Source organism: Microbacterium sp., assembly GCF_031179285.1.
In the GTDB taxonomy this organism is placed as follows: domain Bacteria; phylum Actinomycetota; class Actinomycetes; order Actinomycetales; family Microbacteriaceae; genus Microbacterium.
The window spans coordinates 145684-163473 of record NZ_JAPSHY010000001.1 but is presented as its reverse complement, the minus strand read 5'-3'; the positions used below and the strand labels follow the sequence as shown (position 1 = coordinate 163473).

The following is a 17790-nucleotide window of genomic DNA, read 5'->3' as shown; positions in this document are numbered from 1 at the left end:
CAGCGTCAGAGCGAAACGTCGACCAGGTCGTCCATGTTGAGCACGCTGTATCCGAGCAGGCTCAGCCAGAACACCGCCACCACGCCGAGGCCCGTCAGCAGCAGCAGGGCGAGCGCGCCGACATCGCGCCGACGCCCGACAGCGAGCGCGAGCGCGAAGACGATGATCGGGAACACGACGCCGAACAGCAGTGCCACCCAGCCGACGACGGTCAAACCGCTGGAGAGGAACGAGACCAGATGCGCGATCGCATTCCACACCGCGTAGGCGTACAGCAGTCCCGCGCCGCCGATGACGATCCACGTCAGCCAAAGCGGTGCGCCGCGACTCGGCGCGGCTGCGGCGTCGCCGCGTGCCGGCCCGCTCACGCTCCGATCACCCCCACGGTGACGAACGGCCAAGGCACCAGCAGCACGGCGCCGAGCAGGAGCACGAGCATGCGCATCCAGGAGGCTCTCCCCCGCGTGAGGAGCCAGCAGGTGACGAACCAGAGCGCGGGCGCGGCGACGGCGAGCAGGAACCAGGGCACGAACATCGCGTCAGCGACGATCAGCGTGGTCAGGGGCTTCAGCCGCAGCCCTCCGACGACCCATCCCACCGTGTAGAGCAGATAGACGCCGCCGATGACGCCCACCGCGACCAGCATCGGCGTGCTCAATGGCGCCGCCTCACGGGGCGAGGCGTTCTCGGCCGTACCGGCGCGAGCCTCACTCCCGCTGCCCTTCCCCACCGCGTTCCACCCCTTCGGCAACGCGGCAGCGCGGTCGGACGCGGCATCGTCGCCCTCCCACGTCAGCGCGTCATCGGGATCGGAGGTCATGACACCACACTACGGCCGCGCGGGGGCATCGCGATCGCCCTCTTCCCAGCGCCGCCCCTCCCAGGGGAACATGGTGAGCGACAACGCCTGCGACGGAAGGAACCGTGATGGAAGCGATCTCTCTGGCCACTGTCGAGGACGCACCGATCGCGGCACGTCTCCAGGTCGACTTCGCGGTGGAATTCGAGACGCCGACTCCGACCTATGAGGTGCTGCTGCCTCGATTCCGCCGGCTGATCGCCGATCCCGCGGCGTTCGTTCTGCTCGCGGGCGACACGGCCGATCCCGACGGGTACGCCGTGGTGACGCTTCGACCGACGGTGTACTGCGACGGACCGCTGGCCGTGCTGGACGAGCTCTATGTGCGCCCCAGCCTGCGAGCGAACGGCATCGGCACCGCGCTGCTCGAGCGCGCGATCGCCGAGGTCCGCCGGCGCGACGGAGGCGAGATGCACATCAACGTGGACGAGATCGACACGGATGCGCGCCGCTTCTACGAGCGCCATGGCTTCGTCAACATCGAGCCGGGGACCGACTATCGCATGCTGATCTACATCCGCGAACTCTGATCGTGACGTGTCCACGACGCTCGGCCCAGAACTGTTCGCTGCGGGTACACCCAGGAGCAGGTGGATGCCGTCAAGGCCGCCCTGCCCGGCGACGTCGCCGAACTGAACGGCGAAGAGCCCTCGGACGAGGTGCCGAGTGACGAGGACTCCCGCGCTCCTGAGGAGTCCCCGGCGGGATGGTCTGCAGGCTCAGCGCACGGAAAGAGGGCGTCCCCGTCGGGGACGCCCTCTTTTCTTGAAGTCCTTCGGGGACGACGTCAGCGTCAGCGCGCAGCGCTGCCGTCGACGTAGTCCTCGTCCTGCTGCTTCCAGGCGAACAGGGAGCGCAGCTCCTTGCCGGTGGCCTCGATCGGGTGCTGCTCCTCCTTGGCGCGCAGCGCCAGGAACTCCTCGGCACCGTTGTCCTGATCGTCGATGAAGCGCTTCGCGAACGCTCCGGACTGGATGTCGGCGAGCACTCCCTGCATGCTCTCCTTCACGCGGGAGTCGATGACCCGCGGGCCGGAGACGTAATCGCCGTACTCTGCGGTGTCCGAGATCGACCAGCGCTGCTTGGCGATACCGCCCTCCCACATGAGGTCGACGATGAGCTTGAGCTCGTGGAGCACCTCGAAGTAGGCGATCTGCGGCTGGTAGCCCGCCTCGACCAGCGTCTCGAACCCGGCCTGCACCAGGTGGCTCATACCGCCGCAGAGCACGGCCTGCTCGCCGAAGAGATCTGTCTCGGTCTCCTCGGTGAACGTCGTCTTGATGACGCCGGCGCGAGTGCCGCCGATCGCCTTCGCGTACGAGAGTGCGAGATCCCATGCCTTCCCCGAGGCGTCGCGCTCCACGGCGATGATGTCCGGGATGCCGCGACCGGCGACGAACTCCCGGCGCACGGTGTGACCGGGTGCTTTGGGAGCGATGAGGATGACATCGACTCCCTCGGGGGCGTCGATGTAGCCGAAGCGGATGTTGAATCCGTGCGCGAAGGCGAGCGCCTTGCCCTCGGTCAGGTTCGGCGCGATCGACTCGCTGTAGATCGTGCGCTGATGCTGGTCCGGCGCGAGGATCATGATGACGTCAGCCCACTCGGTGGCCTCTGCGACGGTCTTGACCGGGAAGCCGGCCTCTTCCGCCTTCGGCGCGGACGAGGAGCCCTCCTTGAGGGCGATCGCGACCTCGACGCCCGAGTCGCGCAGGTTCTGCGCGTGGGCGTGGCCCTGCGAGCCATAGCCGACGATCGCGACCTTCTTGCCCTGGATCAGGGACAGGTCGGCGTCTGCGTCGTAGAAGATCTCGGTGCTCACTGTGTGTTTCTCTTTCCTTCTCGAGGTTTCTGTGTGGTCTGGGCGCACGCGGTCAGCCGCGCAGCACGCGCTCGGTGATGCTCTTGCCGCCGCGACCGATGGCCAACAGGCCCGACTGCGCGATCTCCTTGATGCCGAACGGCTCGAGGGCCCGGAGGATCGCCTCGACCTTGCCCTTGTCACCGGTCACCTCGACGACGAGAGCGTCGGGGGCATAGTCGACGACGGAAGCGCGGAAGAGGTTGACGACTTCGATGACGTTCGAGCGCGTGGCATTGTCGGTGCGCACCTTGACGAGCATGTGGTCGCGCTGCACGGAGGACGCCGGGTCGAGCTCGACGATCTTGATGACGTTGATCAGCTTGTTCAGCTGCTTGGTCACCTGCTCGAGCGGCAGTTCCTCGACGTCGACCACGACCGTGATGCGCGAGATCCCCGGCACCTCGGTCACGCCGACGGCGAGAGACTCGATGTTGAAGCCGCGGCGGGCGAAGAGTCCCGCGACGCGGGTGAGGAGACCGGGCTTGTTCTCCACCAGCAGACTCAGCACGTGGGTCGACATGTCTCAGACCTCCTCATCGAATTCGGGGGCGTGCTCTCGGGCGTACTGGACGTAGCTGTTGCTGACGCCCTGCGGCACCATCGGCCAAACCATGGAGTCGGCGCTCACGACGAAGTCGATCACGACCGGGCGGTCGTTCGTCTCGAGGGCCAGCTGGATGGCGGCATCCACCTCTTCCTCCTTCTCCACCCGGATCGCGAGGCATCCGTACGCCTCGGCGAGCTTGACGAAGTCCGGAATGCGAACGGTACCGTGCCCGGTGTTGAGGTCGGTGTTGGAGTGGCGTCCGTCGTAGAACAGCGTCTGCCACTGGCGCACCATGCCGAGCGAGGAGTTGTTGATGATCGCGACCTTGATCGGGATGTTGTTGATGGTGCAGGTGGCGAGTTCCTGATTGGTCATCTGGAAACAGCCGTCTCCGTCGATCGCCCAGACAACGCGGTCGGGCTCGGCGACCTTCGCGCCCATCGCCGCCGGCACCGAGTACCCCATCGTGCCCGCTCCCCCGGAGTTCAGCCAGGCGTTGGGGCGCTCGTACTTGATGAACTGCGCGGCCCACATCTGGTGCTGGCCGACGCCGGAGGCATAGACGGCCTCCGGCCCGGAGAGCTCGCCGATGCGCTGGATGACGTACTGCGGCGCGAGCAAACCGTCGGTGGTGGGGGCATACCCCAGCGGGAACTCGTTGCGCAGGCCGTCGAGGTACGACCACCACTCCTCGATGTCGGGCTTGGTGCTGGCAGCGGCACCACGGAACGCCGCATCGAGATCGATGAGGACGTCACGCACATCCCCCACGATGGGGACGTCGGCGGTGCGGATCTTCGAGATCTCGGCCGGATCGATGTCGACGTGCACGACCTTGGCGTTCGGGGCGAACAGCGCCGCCTTGCCGGTCACCCGGTCGTCGAACCGTGCTCCGAGAGAGACGATGAGGTCTGCTTCCTGCAGGGCGAGGACGGCGGGCACGGTGCCGTGCATCCCCGGCATGCCGAGATGCTGCTGGTGCGAATCGGGGAAGGCGCCGCGTGCCATCAGCGTGGTCACGACGGGCGCGCCTGTCGATTCCGCGAGCTCCAGCAGCTGAGCGGATGCACGCCCGCGGATGACGCCACCGCCCACGTAGAGCACCGGCTTCTTCGACTCCGCCAGCATGGTCGCGGCAGCCTGGATCTGCTTGCCGTGCGCCTTGGTCACCGGCCGGTAGCCGGGAAGATCGATCTTGGGCGGCCACACGAAGGGGGCGGTGGCCTGCTGTGCGTCCTTGGTGATGTCGACCAGCACGGGACCGGGGCGTCCGGTCGACGCGATCTCGTACGCCGCAGCGATCGCGGCGGGCACCTCGGAGGGGTCCTTCACGAGGAACGAGTGCTTGGTCACCGGCATCGTGATCCCGACGATGTCGGCCTCCTGGAAGGCATCCGTGCCCATCAGGGTCGAGAACACCTGCCCGGTGATGGCGACCAGCGGCACCGAATCCATGTAGGCGTCGGCGATCGCGGTGACGAGGTTGGTCGCCCCCGGGCCGGAGGTCGCGATGCACACGCCGACCCGTCCGGATGCCGATGCGTAGCCCTCTGCCGCGTGCCCCGCCCCCTGCTCGTGGCGGACCAGGATGTGCCGGAGCTGCGAGTCGCCCATCAGGGTGTCGTAGAGCGGAAGGATCGCGCCGCCGGGCAGGCCGAAGACGTCGGTGACACCGAGCAGTTCGAGCGTGCGGACGACGGCCTCAGCACCCGACAGTTCGGGAGCGGCGGATTGACGGGCGGGCGGCCTCGGCACGGCCGAGACGGAATCAGCAGTCATGACATTCCTTCTGATGATCTTTGGAGGACGCCTGGATGCCGGTGCATCCGGGTCAGCCGGTGGTCGCTCCCTCGGCGGCGGACCGCACGAGGCGCGAATACTTGGCAAGAACGCCTCGGGTGTAGCGCGGGGGAAGCGGCTCCCAGCCGAAGCGGCGGGAGGCGAGCTCTGCCTCGTCGACGAGTAGGTCGAGAGAGCGAGCTGCGATATCGACCCGTATCAGATCACCATCGCGCACGAAGGCGATGGGACCTGCGTCCACCGCTTCGGGTGCTATGTGGCCGATGCACAGGCCGGTTGTGCCGCCTGAGAATCGTCCGTCAGTCAAGAGTAGTACATCTTTTCCGAGCCCCGCGCCCTTGATGGCGGCGGTGATCGCCAGCATCTCGCGCATGCCCGGTCCACCCTTGGGACCCTCATAGCGGATGACGATCACGGTTCCTGGCTCGATCTCCCCGTCGGCGACGGCATCCATCGCCGCCCGCTCGCGCTCGAAGACGCGCGCCGGACCCTCGAAGACGGCCGCGTCGAACCCAGCGGTCTTCACGACCGCCCCTTCCGGCGCGAGCGAGCCGTGCAGGATCGTCAGGCCGCCGGTGGCATGGATCGGGTTGTCGAAGGTGTGGATGACCGTGCCGTCGATCGGCTGCGGGTCGAGCTCGGCGAGGTTCTCGGCGAGGGTCTTGCCCGTCACGGTGAGGGCGTCGCCGTGCAGGAGTCCCTCATCGAGCATCGCCTTCATGATCACCGGGATGCCGCCGTGGCGGTCCACGTCGTTCATGACGTACTTGCCGAAGGGCTTCATGTCCGCGACGTGCGGCACCTTGTCGCCGATGCGGTTGAAGTCGTGGAGGCTCAGCTCCACGTCGGCCTCGCGTGCGATCGCCAGGAGGTGGAGCACGACGTTCGTCGATCCGCCGAGCGCCATCGCCAACGCGATCGCGTTCTCGAACGCCTCTTTGGTGAGGATGTCGCGCGTGGTGATCCCGAGACGGAGCAGGTTGACCACGGCCTCGCCGGAGCGGTGCGCGAAGTAGTCGCGGCGGCGATCGGCGGCGGGAGGCGCGGCCGAGCCGGGGAGACTCAGCCCGAGGGCCTCAGCGACCGACGCCATCGTGTTGGCGGTGTACATGCCACCGCACGCGCCCTCACCGGGTGCGATCGCGCATTCGATGCGCTTGAGGTCCTCTTCGCTCATCAGGCCGGCACGGCAGGCGCCGACGGCCTCGAACGAATCGATGATGGTGACGTCCTTCTCGGTGCCGTCCGAGAGCTTCACCCAACCGGGGGCGATCGAACCCGCGTACAGGAACACGCTGGAGAGGTCGAGGCGGGCGCTGGCCATGAGCATTCCGGGGATCGACTTGTCACATCCCGCGAGCAGGACCGAGCCGTCCAGCCGCTCCGCCATCATGACCGTCTCGACGGAGTCCGCGATGACCTCGCGAGATACGAGAGAGAAGTGCATGCCCTCGTGACCCATCGAGATGCCGTCCGAGACGGAGATGGTGCCGAACTGCAGAGGATATCCCCCGCCGGAGTGCACGCCCTCCTTCGCGCCCTGCGCGAGCCGGTCCAGGCTCAGGTTGCACGGGGTGATCTCGTTCCAGCTCGAGGCGATGCCGATCTGCGGCTTCTCCCAGTCCGCGTCGCCCATGCCGACGGCGCGGAGCATGCCGCGGGAGGTCGTTGCCTCGATGCCGTCGGTGACGACGCGGCTGCGGGGCTTGATGTCGATGGGCGCGCTGGCAGAGGGATCATGCGAGGACATGCAGGCAGTCTATTCCCGCCGAGCAGCCCTCTCGTCCGCGAGCGCCTCCAGAAGCCGGGCGATCTGTTGTGGGTTCTCCACACGGAGCGCTGCGGCGCTCTCTCCCGGTCCGACGCGCACACCGAGATCATCTGGACCGAGCACGCGCATCGCGTCCTCATCAGTGACGTCATCCCCCGCGAACAGGATGGCGGTCGCATCGAAGTGCTCGCGGAGAGCTGCCATCGCGGCATCCTTGCCCTCGTTCCGCGATGAGAACTCGAGGACCCGGTTTCCTGCCCGACGACGCCAGTGCGGGAACCGCTCCGCCACCAGCGCATCGATCTCTGCGAACACCTGCTTCTCGGTCTCCGCGTCGGCGCGGCGGGTGTGCACTCCGAAGCCGTACGTCTTCGGTTCGAACTCCGCGCCCTCGTAGCGATCGATGATCGGCCGGGCGGCGTCCCACAACGCCTGGCGCTCGGCATCCGTCGCCGCATCGTCGGCCTCGTCCGCGTCGCTGACGCCCGGGTACCAGTACTGCGCGCCGTGGGAGCCGGCGAGAGCGATGATGGAATCGTCGGTGTGCTCGGTGATCGTGCGCAGATCGTGCAGGCTGCGGCCCGAGACATAGGCAACCAGGGTGTCCGGCAGCGCGGCGAGCCGGTCGATCTGGGCGGCGACCTCCGGAAGCGCACGCGCGGCCATCGGGTCGGGAACCAGCGGCGAGGCCGTGCCGTCGAAGTCGAGTGCGACGACGAGGCGTGGCGTCGCCGCCAGTGCAGACAGTCGGGGGTCGGAGGTTCCGGGGGTCCAGGTGCGGGTCACAGCTTCTCCATTCAGTGTCGGGTCTCGATCGGCAGCGCCCACGGTGCTCGTAGCACGGGGAGCACCTTCAGCGAGCATTGCGTGCCGCGGCGAGAGCCGACAGGAAGGAATTCGACCACGCCGTCACGTCGTTGTCGAGAACCCGCCGGCGAAGGGCTCGCATACGCCTCGACTGCTCCCTCGGGGGCATCTCGACCGCCCGCATGATCGCCTCCTTGAGCCCCTCGATGTCGTGAGGGTTCACCAGGATGGCGCTTCCGAGTTCATCGGCTGCGCCGGCGAACTCGCTGAGCACGAGGACTCCGCGGTTGTCGATCCTCGTGGCGACGTACTCCTTGGCAACGAGGTTCATGCCGTCGCGCAGCGCGGTCACCAGCATCACGTCGGCGGCGAGATACAGCGCCGCCATCTCCTCACGCGGATAACCCTGATGCAGGTATCGGATGGCGGTGTGGCCCATCGTGTCGTGGTCGCCGTTGATCCGGCCGACGGCGAGTTCGATCTCGTCACGCAGGTTCGCGTAGGCGTCGACCCGCTCACGACTGGGGCTCGCGACCTGGATGAGGGTGACGTCCTCCACGACGAGCTCGCCCGAGGCGAGCAGTTCGCCATAGGCCTTCACGCGGTGCCCGATTCCCTTGGTGTAGTCGAGGCGGTCGACACCGAGCAGGATGTGTTTCGGGTTGCCCAGGCTCTCCCTGATCTCGGCGGCACGCGCCTGGATGTCCGGGCGCGCTGCGAGCTCGAGGTACGGAGCGGTGTCGATCGAGATCGGGAACGCCTTGACCAGTGCGCGGTGAGACTCTCCTCGCTCATCGACCTCGCCGTTGCCGGACGGGACCGTGACGCTCGAGGCCTTGATCTCGTACTTCAGGCGCCTGCGGACGGCGTTGAGGAAGTTGGTGGCATCCGTGGCCCGCTGGAAGCCGATGACGTCGGCGCCGAGCAGACCGCGCAGCACCTGCCCGCGCCACGGCAACTGCGAGTACAGCCCATGCGCCGGGAACGGGATGTGGTGGAAGTAGCCGATGGTCACGTCCGGTCGCAGCGCGCGCACCATCTGCGGTACGAGTTGCAGCTGGTAGTCGTGCACCCAGACGGTGCCGTCGGGGGCGACGGCGGCCGCTGCGGCGTCGGCGAAGCGGCGATTCACGGCGACATAGGCGTCCCACCATTCCCGGTGGTACTGCGGCGACGCGATGACGTCGTGGTACAGCGGCCAGATCGTGTCGTTGGAGAAGCCCTCGTAGTACTCGGACACCTCCTGCTCACTGAGAGCGATCGGGATGAGGCGGATGCCCCCCGAGGTGAACGGCTTCAGCTCGAGGTCGGACTGTCCCGGCCAGCCCACCCAGGCACCGTTGACGCTCTGCATCACAGGCTCGAGCGCGGCGACCAATCCGCCGGGCGACGTGCGCCAGACCTCCTCGCCGTCGGGTCCTGCAACGCGATCGACGGGAAGCCGGTTGGCGACGACGACGAAATCTGCGGCGGCCATGATGACTCCTCACGCCAGCGGGTTCGATGTGACCAGGCTATCGAGGTTGCCGGCCTGCGTTTGCATCCACGTCGGCGCGGGACGCCGGCGAGGCCGAGTCGGACGCGCTCAGGAACCAGTTGGCGAGTCCGGCGGCGAACGCGATCGCCGCCGCGATCAGCGGCAGCATGAGCGCGGGCGCGGTGCCGATCCGCTCCGCGATCTCGCCCGTCACGGCGGCGCCGATCGACTGACCCACCACGACTCCGGACCCGAGCATCGTCATCACGGTGGCCGACCGGCCGAGGGGGCTTCGCGACGCACCGAGGCTGTACTGCGTCACCAGCGTCGGGCCGATACCGATCCCCATGATCGCCAGGGCGACCATCATCATGGCCGGCGAATCGACGACCCCGAGCAGCAGCGAGCCGCCCAGGAGGATGGCCGAGAACACCAGCCATCGCGCCCGCAGCGAGAACGACACCGGAAGCCACGCGACGCCGAGCGCGAGCAGTGCCGATCCGACGCCCATCACGCCGTAGAGAAGACCTGCCTGCTCCGCGACACCGCGGTCAGCCATGAATGAGGTCAGCGAGGTGAGCATCGCTCCGAAGAAGATGCCGACGCCGAGGATGCCGAACACCACGACCAGCAGCCGCGCGCGGAACAGTTCGGCGACCGCCGAGGGTGCACGCCCGGCGGAATCACGATCCAGCGACACCTCGCGGCCGCTGGGGTGCAGGGCGAACGCGCCGACGAACACGACGGTGAGCAGGGCTGCGCCCACCAGTGGCGCCCACGGCGCGATTGCTGATGCGAGGATGCCGACCAGGAACGGGCCGAACACGAAGACCGTCTCATCGGCCGCCGATTCGTACGCCATCGTGCCGGAGAGTGTCCGCGCGCGGCCCGCCTCCGGCATCCGATCGGCGATCATCGTGACCAGGCGCGACCGTGACAGGGGCGCGACCTGGGGCGCGGTCGCGCCGATGCCGACGGCGGCGAGGAGCACGTACGCGTCAACAGCCGGAGTGTGGACGATGACGGTGAACACCAGCAGCATCGCGCCGTTGGCCACCGCGAGCAGAAGGAGCACGACGCGCTGCCCGAACCTGTCGGCCGCGGCGCCGAGAAACGGCCCGAAGCACGCCGTTCCGACGCCCACGGCCGCCGAGGTGAGCCCGCCGAGGGACAGCGACCCGCGGGTCGCGACGACGACGGTGAGAACACCGACGACCATCATGGCGAACGGAAGCCGGGCGATGAAGGCGATGAGGAAGTACGGAAGGCCCGCCGTCCGGATGAGACTCTGATGAGGTACGGCGGTGGCCTGGATCTCTGAAGGCGCGTGTGTCATGGCTCTCGCGCGTCGAGCGACGCGGTGGTCGGGTGCCGCCGCTGTCCGCCGGGAAGCCGGCGGCCGGTAGATACACGGTGTGCGGCCGCGGTCGAACCGCGGCGCCACCATCCTACCCGCCGCCACTGCGCGAGCGCTGAGAGCTGCCGCTAGTGTGGGCGGGACCTGCGATGAAGGATCGGCCGCTCATGACCTCACTCCCCCGGTTCCCAGACACGGCGATCACGCCGCCCGGACGCTCGAGGCGCGCGGCTGCCGCGAAGACCTCTCCCGTGCGCGATCTGCTCGCCCTCACCCAGCGCCCCGAGGTGATCTCGTTCGCCGGCGGTCTCCCCGCCCCGGAACTGTTCGACCTCGACGGCCTCAGGGCGGCGTTCGAGGAAGTGCTGCGCAGCCCCCTGGTCCTGCAGTACTCGACATCCGAGGGCAACCACGAGCTCCGCGAAGCGGTGGCGCGGCGTTACACAGAGGACGACCTTGCGACGGAGCCTGCCGACCTCATCATCACGACCGGATCCCAGCAGGGTCTGGGGCTGCTTGCGACGTCGCTTCTCGATCCCGGCGATCCCATCCTCGTCGAAGAGCCGTGCTACCTCGCCGCGCTGCAGACCTTCGCACTCGCGGGGGCCCGGGTCATCGGCGTGCCGTATGACGGCGACGAACTCGACACCGACGCACTCGACCGACTGGCCGCTGAGCATGCACCGAAGTTCTTCTACACCGTCCCGACATTCCAGAACCCGACGGGGAGGACCCACGGCCTCGACGCGCGCAGGCGCATCGCAGAAACCGCGATCCGCCGTGGCTTCCGGATCGTCGAAGACGAGCCGTACCGGGAGCTGCGCTATTCGGGCGAGGCACTCCCCTCGCTGTCGACGTTCGCGCCAGAGCACGTTCTCAGCCTCGGCAGCTTCTCGAAGGTGATCGCCCCCGGACTTCGCATCGGCTGGATCAGACTGACCGCAGACATCCGTCAGACGGTGACCATCGCCAAACAGGCCGGCGACCTGCACACCTCGACCGTGGATCAGGCGGCAGCCGCCCACTACCTGGAGTCGGGCCGGGGCGAGCCGGCACTCGAGCGCATTCGCCAGGAGTACGGACGGCGGCGGGATGCGATGCTCGACGCGCTGCCTGCCGCGCTGCCGGCGGGGAGCCGCTGGAACCGCCCGGACGGCGGCATGTTCATCTGGGCTCGACTGCCGGGAGGGGCGGATGCGACGGACCTGCTCACGACCGCCCTCGCGCACGACGTCGCCTTCGTCCCCGGCGCGCCGTTCTTCGCCGGCACGCCCGATCGCCGCGCCCTCCGGCTGTCCTTCACGACCTACGCTCCTGACAGGATCCGGGACGGCTTGTCAAGGCTCGGGACCGCATCGCGTGCCGCCGGGTAGCGTAGGGGAATGCGCTACCTCTTCAGCACCGGACTCATCGCAGCGATCACCGCGGGCGTGCGCCTGCTGCGCGGCACTCGCGAGGAACCCGTGACCTGGCGGGCGCTGCTCTCCTGGGCCAGCTGGGGCATCACGCTGGCGCTCGCGATCGGCGCGGTCGTCGACATGAATCGCGAGCGCCGCGGTGTGCTCGTCGACGCCGACTCTCCGCAGTCGGTCAAGAAGTCGAGGAAGGCGCAGCGCCTGCAGTTCCGTTCTCAGAAGGCGCTGGCCGACGCGCAGGGCCACGCCAAGGAACGACGTAACTGACCGATTCCCGTCGACGCGGGCCTCAGAGCGTCAGGATCAGCGCCTCACCCTGCCCGCCGCCGCCGCACAGACCGACGGCCGCGGTACCCCCTCCTCGACGCCGGAGTTCGTGAGCCACATGCACAACGAGCCGATTGCCGGACGCGCCGATCGGATGCCCGATCGCGATGCCGCCGCCGTGAATGTTGACGATGCTCTCGTCGAGTCCGAGTTCGGCCTGAGAGCGCGCGACCACGGCACCGAACGCCTCATTGATCTCGACGAGATCAAGATCGGCGGGGCTGATGCCCTGCTTCTCGCACGCGCGCTCGATGGCCCGCGCCGGCTGGGCCTGCAGCGAGTTGTCGGGCCCGGCCGTCTGTCCGCTGGCGCCGACTGTCACCAGCACCGGCCATCCGTTGGCCTCCGCGTTCGCACGGGTGGTGACGATGACGGCGGACGCTCCGTCCGAGATCTGCGAGGAGTTGCCGGCGGTGATCGATCCCCCCTCCGCGAATGCCGCCCGGAGCCCTGCGAGCGTCTCGACGGTGGTGTCGGGGCGAACCCCTTCGTCCCGGTTCACGAGCACCGGTTCACCCCGGCGCTGCGGCACGGAGATCTCGACGATCTCATCGTCGAACGCCCCTGATTCCTGCGCGGCCGCTGCGCGCTGATGCGACAGCGCTGCGACCGAATCCTGCATCTGGCGCGTGAGTTCGTATCGGCTGTTGTGACGCTCGGTGGACGCTCCCATGCTCTCCCTGTCGTACGCATCGGTGAGGCCGTCGAACGCCATGTGGTCGAGAACCTCGACGCTGCCGTAGGTCCAGCCGTCCCGCGAGCCCATCAACAGGTGCGGTGCGCGGGTCATCGACTCCATTCCCGCTGCCACCACGGTCGTCGCGTCACCGGTGCGGATCATCCGTGCCGCGTCGATGATCGCCGTCAGCCCGGACAGGCAGACCTTGTTCACGGAGTGCGCCGGTACACCCCATCCGATCCCGGCGCCGATGGCCGCCTGGCGTGCGGCGTTCTGTCCGGAACCGGCCGCCAGCACCTGCCCGACGATGACCGCGTCGATGTGCGACGGATCGATGGCCGCCTGCTCGAGGGCACCTCGGATGGCGAACGAACCCAGCTCGGGAGCGGTGAATGCCGCGAGCTGGCCCTTGAGCCTGCCCTGCGGGGTGCGGGCGGCGGCGACGATGACGATGTCGGTGTGGCTCATGTCTCTCCTTCAGTTCTCGAGTCCGTCTGCGACGAGTAGCGGTGGCTCTGTGGCCGCTCGCACCTCATCGACGCTGACCCCGGGTGCTGTCTCGAACAGCACCAGGCCGGCGGGCGTCACGTCGATCACAGCGAGGTCGGTGATGATCCGATCGACGACGCCGCGACCCGTGAGGGGAAGCGAGCAGGCGTCGACGATCTTGGCGGTGCCGTCCTTCGCGACGTGCTCCATCAGCACGATCACGCGCGCTGCTCCGTGCACGAGATCCATCGCGCCGCCGGGCCCCTTGACCATCTTGCCGGGGATCATCCAGTTCGCGAGGTCGCCGGTGGCCGACACCTGCATCGCACCGAGGATCGCCGCGTCGATCTTGCCGCCGCGGATCATGCCGAAGCTCAGACTGGAGTCGAAGAAGGCAGACCCGGGCAGAACGGTCACCGTCTCCTTGCCTGCGTTGATGAGGTCAGGATCGACATCCTCCTCACGCGGGTACGGACCGACCCCGAGGATGCCGTTCTCCGACTGCAGCACCACGGTCACGTCGGCGGGCACGTGGTTCGGCACCAGCGTGGGCAGCCCGATGCCGAGGTTGACGTATGCGCCGTCCTGGAGTTCGGCCGCCGCGCGAGCGGCCATCTGGTCGCGAGTGAGTGCCATCTCAGTTCCCTTCCACCGACACCGTGCGGCGTTCGATGCGTTTCGGAATGTGCGGCCCCACCTCGACGATGCGGTGCACGTACACCCCAGGCAGATGCACCCGGTCGGGGTCGAGCCGGCCGGGGTCGACGAGGTGCTCCACCTGCGCGATGCAGACGCGTCCCGCCATCGCCGCGAGCGGGTTGAAGTTGCGAGCCGCCTTGTTGAAGACCAGATTGCCGTGGCGATCGCCGGCGACGGCGTGGACGAGTGAGAAGTCGGTGGTGATCGCCTCTTCGAGGACGAACTCGCGCCGCTCGCCCCGAACGTCGAAGGCGCGCACGTCCTTGGCAGGCGAGGCGACCGCGACCGTTCCGTCGGCGTTGTACCGCTGCGGCAGACCTCCTTCGGCCACCTGGGTGCCCACGCCGGTCTGCGTGTAGAACGCCGCGATGCCCGATCCTCCCGCTCGCAGTTTCTCGGCGAGCGTGCCCTGCGGTGTCAGCTCCAGTTCGAGCTCGCCGCTGAGGAACTGCCGCTCGAACTCCTTGTTCTCGCCCACGTAGGACGAGGTCATCTTGCGGATGCGGCGTGCGGCGAGAAGGACTCCGAGCCCCCAGTCGTCCACGCCGCAGTTGTTGCTCACGACACGGAGGTCTTTCGTGCCCTGTGCCAGGAGCGCCTCGATGAGGTCGATCGGGTTGCCCGAGAGACCGAATCCCCCGACCGCCAGCGACGATCCGTCATCGATGTCGGCCACGGCCGCTGCGGCGGATGCCCATTGCTTGTCGATCACGCGTACTCCCTTGCAACGTGTCCTTCCTCCAGCATCCGCTCTCGATGCGACGGGTGTGAACCCGGATCTTGCCATATGGTCGAATCCCGCAGTAGCGTCCACATTATGGAATCACCTCGCTCGGTGCCGGGCGCCCAAGCCGTCTCGAGAGCCGCACGGCTGCTGCGGCTGGTGACTGCGAGCGGCACCGACGGAGCGGCGCTGCACGATCTCGCTCGCGACTCGGAGCTGACGCGATCGACTACCCACCGTCTGCTCACCGCGCTCCGGGCAGAAGGGCTGGTGGACCGCGATGAGGATCGTGCGCGCTGGATGCCGGGCCCTGAGCTGTTCCTGATGGGATCGGTGGCGGCGGCGCGATACGACGTCACCCCCCTGGCTCGCGATATCGTGCGTTCCCTGGCCGTCAAGACCGAGGAGAGCGCGTTCTTCTCGGTGCGCCGGGCGGATGAGACCGTGTGCCTGCTGCGGGAGGAGGGCTCGTTCCCGATTCGCTCGTTCGTACTGAGCGAGGGCGTGCGATTCCCTCTCGGGGTCGCCAGCGCCGGACTCGCCATCCTGTCGTTCCTTCCCGATCACGATGTGGATGCATATCTGGATCGCCATCCCGAACTCCCGGTGCAGTGGGGGCGGGCGCATGACAGAGGCCCACTGCGCTCCCGACTGGCAGAGACGAAGGAACGGGGATACGCGATCAATCCGGGCCTGATCGTCGAAGGCAGCTGGGGCATCGGCGCTGCGGTGTTCGACCGTGCGGGCCGTCCGGAATGGGCGCTCAGCCTCACCGGAGTCGGGTTCCGCTTCGGCCCCGACCGCATCGGCGAGTTGGGACGCATCCTGCTCGCACACGCACATCAGCTCTCGGCGCGGATCGCCGGCGCTCGCCGCTGAGCCACTGCCTTCGGCGACCCGCGTTATCCTCGTCGGGATGCCGCCGCACGTCTGTGCCGCGGCGAGAGGAGCAGCAACCGTATGAGCATCGAACACGCCCTGCCTGCGCGCAGCCGCATCGTGCGCGAGCACCTCGCCGCTGCCGGTATCCCGGCCGAGGTCGTCGTCCTCCCTGACTCGGCACGAACGGCCGCGGCCGCAGCCGCAGCCATCGGCTGCGACGTCGGTGCCATCGCCAACAGTCTCGTCCTCATCGCGGACGACTCGCCGATCCTCGTGATGACCAGTGGCGGACACCGGCTGGATTTCGCCGTGGTCGGCATGAGCATCGGAGCAGGCGAGCTGACGATGGCGCCGGCGGCAGTCGTGCGCGCAGCGACGGGACAGGCGATCGGTGGCGTCGCTCCCGTCGGCCACCCAAAACCGCTGCGAACCTTCGTCGACGATTCGCTGCGCGCCCACGAGCGGATCTGGGCTGCCGCAGGCACCCCGCACACCGTCATGCCGCTGACGTTCGCGCAGCTGGTCGCACTGACCGACGGCACTGTCATCCGGGTCGCCGCGGACTGACCACGCCGGCGGCCCCGCGGTGGCGTCAGGTCACGCGCGAGCGGCGCGGTACCGGTCGACCTTCGCCTGGTTCCCGCACGTCTTCATGCTGCACCAGCGCCGCCGTCGCCCACGGGATGAGTCGACGAAGAACCATCCGCAGGCGTCGCAGGCGCGGACCCCCTGCTGCGGAGGATCCAGCACCAGGGAGATCGCGCCCAGCGCCAGCGCCCCGATCGCACTCTGCGGATCGCGAGCGGTCATGTCACCATCGGCATCTACGGTCACATGCTCCCCGAGGCGGCGCGCGACATCGAGGAGAGCGCTGAAGGCGTCCGGCGGGATCGATCGACGCTCGCGCTGCGCGTCGAACACGAGCCAGAGCGTCGCGCGCAGCGCACGAGCCTCCTCGAGCGTTTCTTCACCCGCCGGCGGCAGGACACCGTTCGAGTGCGGCAGCAGCCCCGCCCGCTCGAGCCACGAGCTGAGCGACTCGGCGTTCGTGAACAGGTCCGAACCCATCCGGGGCCACCGCCGATACACCGTGTTCGCGAAGTCCAGCACCACGTCGCCGGCGACGAAATGATCCTCGACCCACTCCGTCGCGACCGTCATCCGTCACCGCCCGATCTCTCGAACACATTCCGGACGAAGGCCGCCAGAATCTCTCCGGCCTCGCGCGCATGCGTCTCGAGGAGGAAGTGCCCTGCGTCGAAGATGTGAGCTTCGAACGCCGCCATCTCCCGCTCGTACGCCAGCACCTCGCCGATGCCGAAGAAGGTGTCGTGCCTCCCCCACAGAACGAGGCAGGGCGGCTGATGCGCGCGATGGTATCGCGCGATCTCTTCGAAGCGCGCGACGTGGTTGCGGTAGTCGTTGAACAAGCGGAAGTGCAGGTCGACGTACCCGGGCGCTGACAGGTGCTGCCAATCGAGATGCCAGGACTCTCGCGGATGCAGCTCGGCGAGATGGTCCGGCAGACCGGAGAGATACGTCGCCCGCGTTCCCTCGAAGTTCAGCCATTCGGGCAGCGCTGCTCGGTTCTGCTCCGTGGGCTCGGCCCAGAACCGCCGCACCGGCTCCCACGCCTCATTCAGCCCTTCCTCGTGCGCGTTGCCGTTCTGGACGACGAGTGCCAACACGCGCTCGGGATGGCGAGTTGCCATGTGGTAACCGACCGGCGTGCTGAAATCGGTGATGTACAGCACGTATCGGTGCACACCGAGATCTTCGAGGAAGGCGTCGACCAGGTGCGACAGCCGCTCGAAGGTGAACTCCTCCATTGCCGGCGCGTCCGAGAAGCCGAAGCCGGGCAGGTCCGGCGCGACCGCATACGTCTGCGCGCCGAGAACCGGGAGCACGTCGCGAAACGAGAACGACGAGCTCGGTGAGCCGTGCAGCAGCACGACCGCCGTCGATGCCGGGACTCCCGCTTCCCGATAGTGGATTCGGAATCCGTCGACCTCCCGGTCGAGATGCCTGGTCTTGGCTGCGAACGTCACGAGAACTCTCCTCACATGTCGGTGGAGTATGTCGTTTCGTCGTAA

General features: G+C 68.0%; 19 protein-coding genes. 5 read left to right on the top strand and 14 right to left on the bottom strand.

Going from position 1 to position 17790, the window contains the following annotated elements; genetic code table 11:
• Positions 1–5: 5 nt before the first annotated feature.
• On the bottom strand, positions 6–368 hold the full coding sequence (locus RIN18_RS00840) for a hypothetical protein (RefSeq protein ID WP_309102037.1): 363 nt from the start codon (positions 366–368) through the stop codon (positions 6–8).
• Positions 365–820, bottom strand: a complete 456-nt coding sequence (locus RIN18_RS00835; protein ID WP_309102036.1) for a hypothetical protein — start codon at positions 818–820, stop codon at positions 365–367. Before RIN18_RS00835 ends, RIN18_RS00840 begins: the two co-directional genes overlap by 4 nt.
• A gap of 107 nt (positions 821–927) precedes the next feature.
• Here RIN18_RS00835 and RIN18_RS00830 point away from each other — a divergent pair, with 107 nt between their 5' ends.
• On the top strand, positions 928–1389 hold the full coding sequence (locus RIN18_RS00830) for a GNAT family N-acetyltransferase (protein ID WP_309102035.1): 462 nt from the start codon (positions 928–930) through the stop codon (positions 1387–1389).
• Positions 1390–1652: 263 nt separating this feature from the next.
• On the opposite strand, the gene ilvC is transcribed toward RIN18_RS00830, so the two are convergent.
• The 7 genes from ilvC to RIN18_RS00795 form a co-directional block, all read right to left on the bottom strand.
• On the bottom strand, positions 1653–2681 hold the full coding sequence (gene ilvC / locus RIN18_RS00825) for a ketol-acid reductoisomerase (protein ID WP_309102034.1): 1029 nt from the start codon (positions 2679–2681) through the stop codon (positions 1653–1655).
• Between the two features lie 52 nt (positions 2682–2733).
• Entirely contained in the window at positions 2734–3243 is a 510-nt protein-coding gene (gene ilvN, locus RIN18_RS00820) for an acetolactate synthase small subunit (RefSeq protein WP_309102033.1), read from the bottom strand.
• Between the two features lie 3 nt (positions 3244–3246).
• Complete coding sequence (locus RIN18_RS00815) at positions 3247–5049, bottom strand: acetolactate synthase large subunit (protein ID WP_309102032.1); 1803 nt, start codon at positions 5047–5049, stop codon at positions 3247–3249.
• Between the two features lie 52 nt (positions 5050–5101).
• Positions 5102–6820 (bottom strand): dihydroxy-acid dehydratase, encoded by a 1719-nt coding sequence (gene ilvD / locus RIN18_RS00810; protein WP_309102031.1) that lies wholly within the window; start codon positions 6818–6820, stop codon positions 5102–5104.
• Positions 6821–6829: 9 nt separating this feature from the next.
• Positions 6830–7627 carry a trehalose-phosphatase gene (gene otsB, locus RIN18_RS00805; protein ID WP_309102030.1) on the bottom strand — a complete coding sequence of 266 codons (798 nt, stop codon included), beginning with the start codon at positions 7625–7627 and terminating at the stop codon, positions 6830–6832.
• Positions 7628–7694: 67 nt separating this feature from the next.
• Positions 7695–9125: a trehalose-6-phosphate synthase gene (locus RIN18_RS00800; RefSeq protein ID WP_309102029.1), complete on the bottom strand. Its 1431-nt coding sequence runs from the start codon at positions 9123–9125 to the stop codon at positions 7695–7697.
• A 37-nt stretch (positions 9126–9162) separates the two neighbouring features.
• The gene (locus tag RIN18_RS00795; protein ID WP_309102028.1) at positions 9163–10461 is read right to left on the bottom strand and encodes an MFS transporter; all 1299 of its coding nucleotides are present in this window, start codon (positions 10459–10461) and stop codon (positions 9163–9165) included.
• A gap of 188 nt (positions 10462–10649) precedes the next feature.
• On the opposite strand from RIN18_RS00795, the gene RIN18_RS00790 reads away from it, so the two are divergent.
• Both RIN18_RS00790 and RIN18_RS00785 read left to right on the top strand, forming a co-directional pair.
• Positions 10650–11855 carry a PLP-dependent aminotransferase family protein gene (locus RIN18_RS00790; RefSeq protein ID WP_309102027.1) on the top strand — a complete coding sequence of 402 codons (1206 nt, stop codon included), beginning with the start codon at positions 10650–10652 and terminating at the stop codon, positions 11853–11855.
• Between the two features lie 9 nt (positions 11856–11864).
• The gene (locus tag RIN18_RS00785; RefSeq protein WP_309102026.1) at positions 11865–12164 is read left to right on the top strand and encodes a hypothetical protein; all 300 of its coding nucleotides are present in this window, start codon (positions 11865–11867) and stop codon (positions 12162–12164) included.
• A gap of 22 nt (positions 12165–12186) precedes the next feature.
• Here RIN18_RS00785 and RIN18_RS00780 read toward each other — a convergent pair whose 3' ends face one another.
• From RIN18_RS00780 to RIN18_RS00770, 3 genes are read right to left on the bottom strand one after another with little or no spacing between them, the layout of a single operon-like run.
• Positions 12187–13371: an acetyl-CoA C-acetyltransferase gene (locus RIN18_RS00780; protein WP_309102025.1), complete on the bottom strand. Its 1185-nt coding sequence runs from the start codon at positions 13369–13371 to the stop codon at positions 12187–12189.
• Positions 13372–13380: 9 nt separating this feature from the next.
• Positions 13381–14028 carry a CoA transferase subunit B gene (locus RIN18_RS00775; protein WP_309102024.1) on the bottom strand — a complete coding sequence of 216 codons (648 nt, stop codon included), beginning with the start codon at positions 14026–14028 and terminating at the stop codon, positions 13381–13383.
• 1 nt (position 14029) lies between these two features.
• Positions 14030–14803 (bottom strand): CoA transferase subunit A, encoded by a 774-nt coding sequence (locus RIN18_RS00770; RefSeq protein ID WP_309102023.1) that lies wholly within the window; start codon positions 14801–14803, stop codon positions 14030–14032.
• A gap of 105 nt (positions 14804–14908) precedes the next feature.
• Here RIN18_RS00770 and RIN18_RS00765 point away from each other — a divergent pair, with 105 nt between their 5' ends.
• Both RIN18_RS00765 and RIN18_RS00760 read left to right on the top strand, forming a co-directional pair.
• Positions 14909–15694, top strand: coding sequence for an IclR family transcriptional regulator (locus tag RIN18_RS00765; protein ID WP_309102021.1), 786 nt, complete (start codon positions 14909–14911; stop codon positions 15692–15694).
• Positions 15695–15775: 81 nt separating this feature from the next.
• Positions 15776–16264, top strand: a complete 489-nt coding sequence (locus RIN18_RS00760; protein ID WP_309102020.1) for a YbaK/EbsC family protein — start codon at positions 15776–15778, stop codon at positions 16262–16264.
• Positions 16265–16294: 30 nt separating this feature from the next.
• On the opposite strand, the gene RIN18_RS00755 is transcribed toward RIN18_RS00760, so the two are convergent.
• Complete coding sequence (locus RIN18_RS00755; protein ID WP_309102019.1) at positions 16295–16858, bottom strand: ABATE domain-containing protein; 564 nt, start codon at positions 16856–16858, stop codon at positions 16295–16297.
• On the bottom strand, positions 16855–17745 hold the full coding sequence (locus RIN18_RS00750) for an alpha/beta fold hydrolase (protein WP_309102018.1): 891 nt from the start codon (positions 17743–17745) through the stop codon (positions 16855–16857). The genes RIN18_RS00755 and RIN18_RS00750 overlap by 4 nt, the downstream gene beginning before the upstream one ends.
• Positions 17746–17790: the final 45 nt, after the last annotated feature.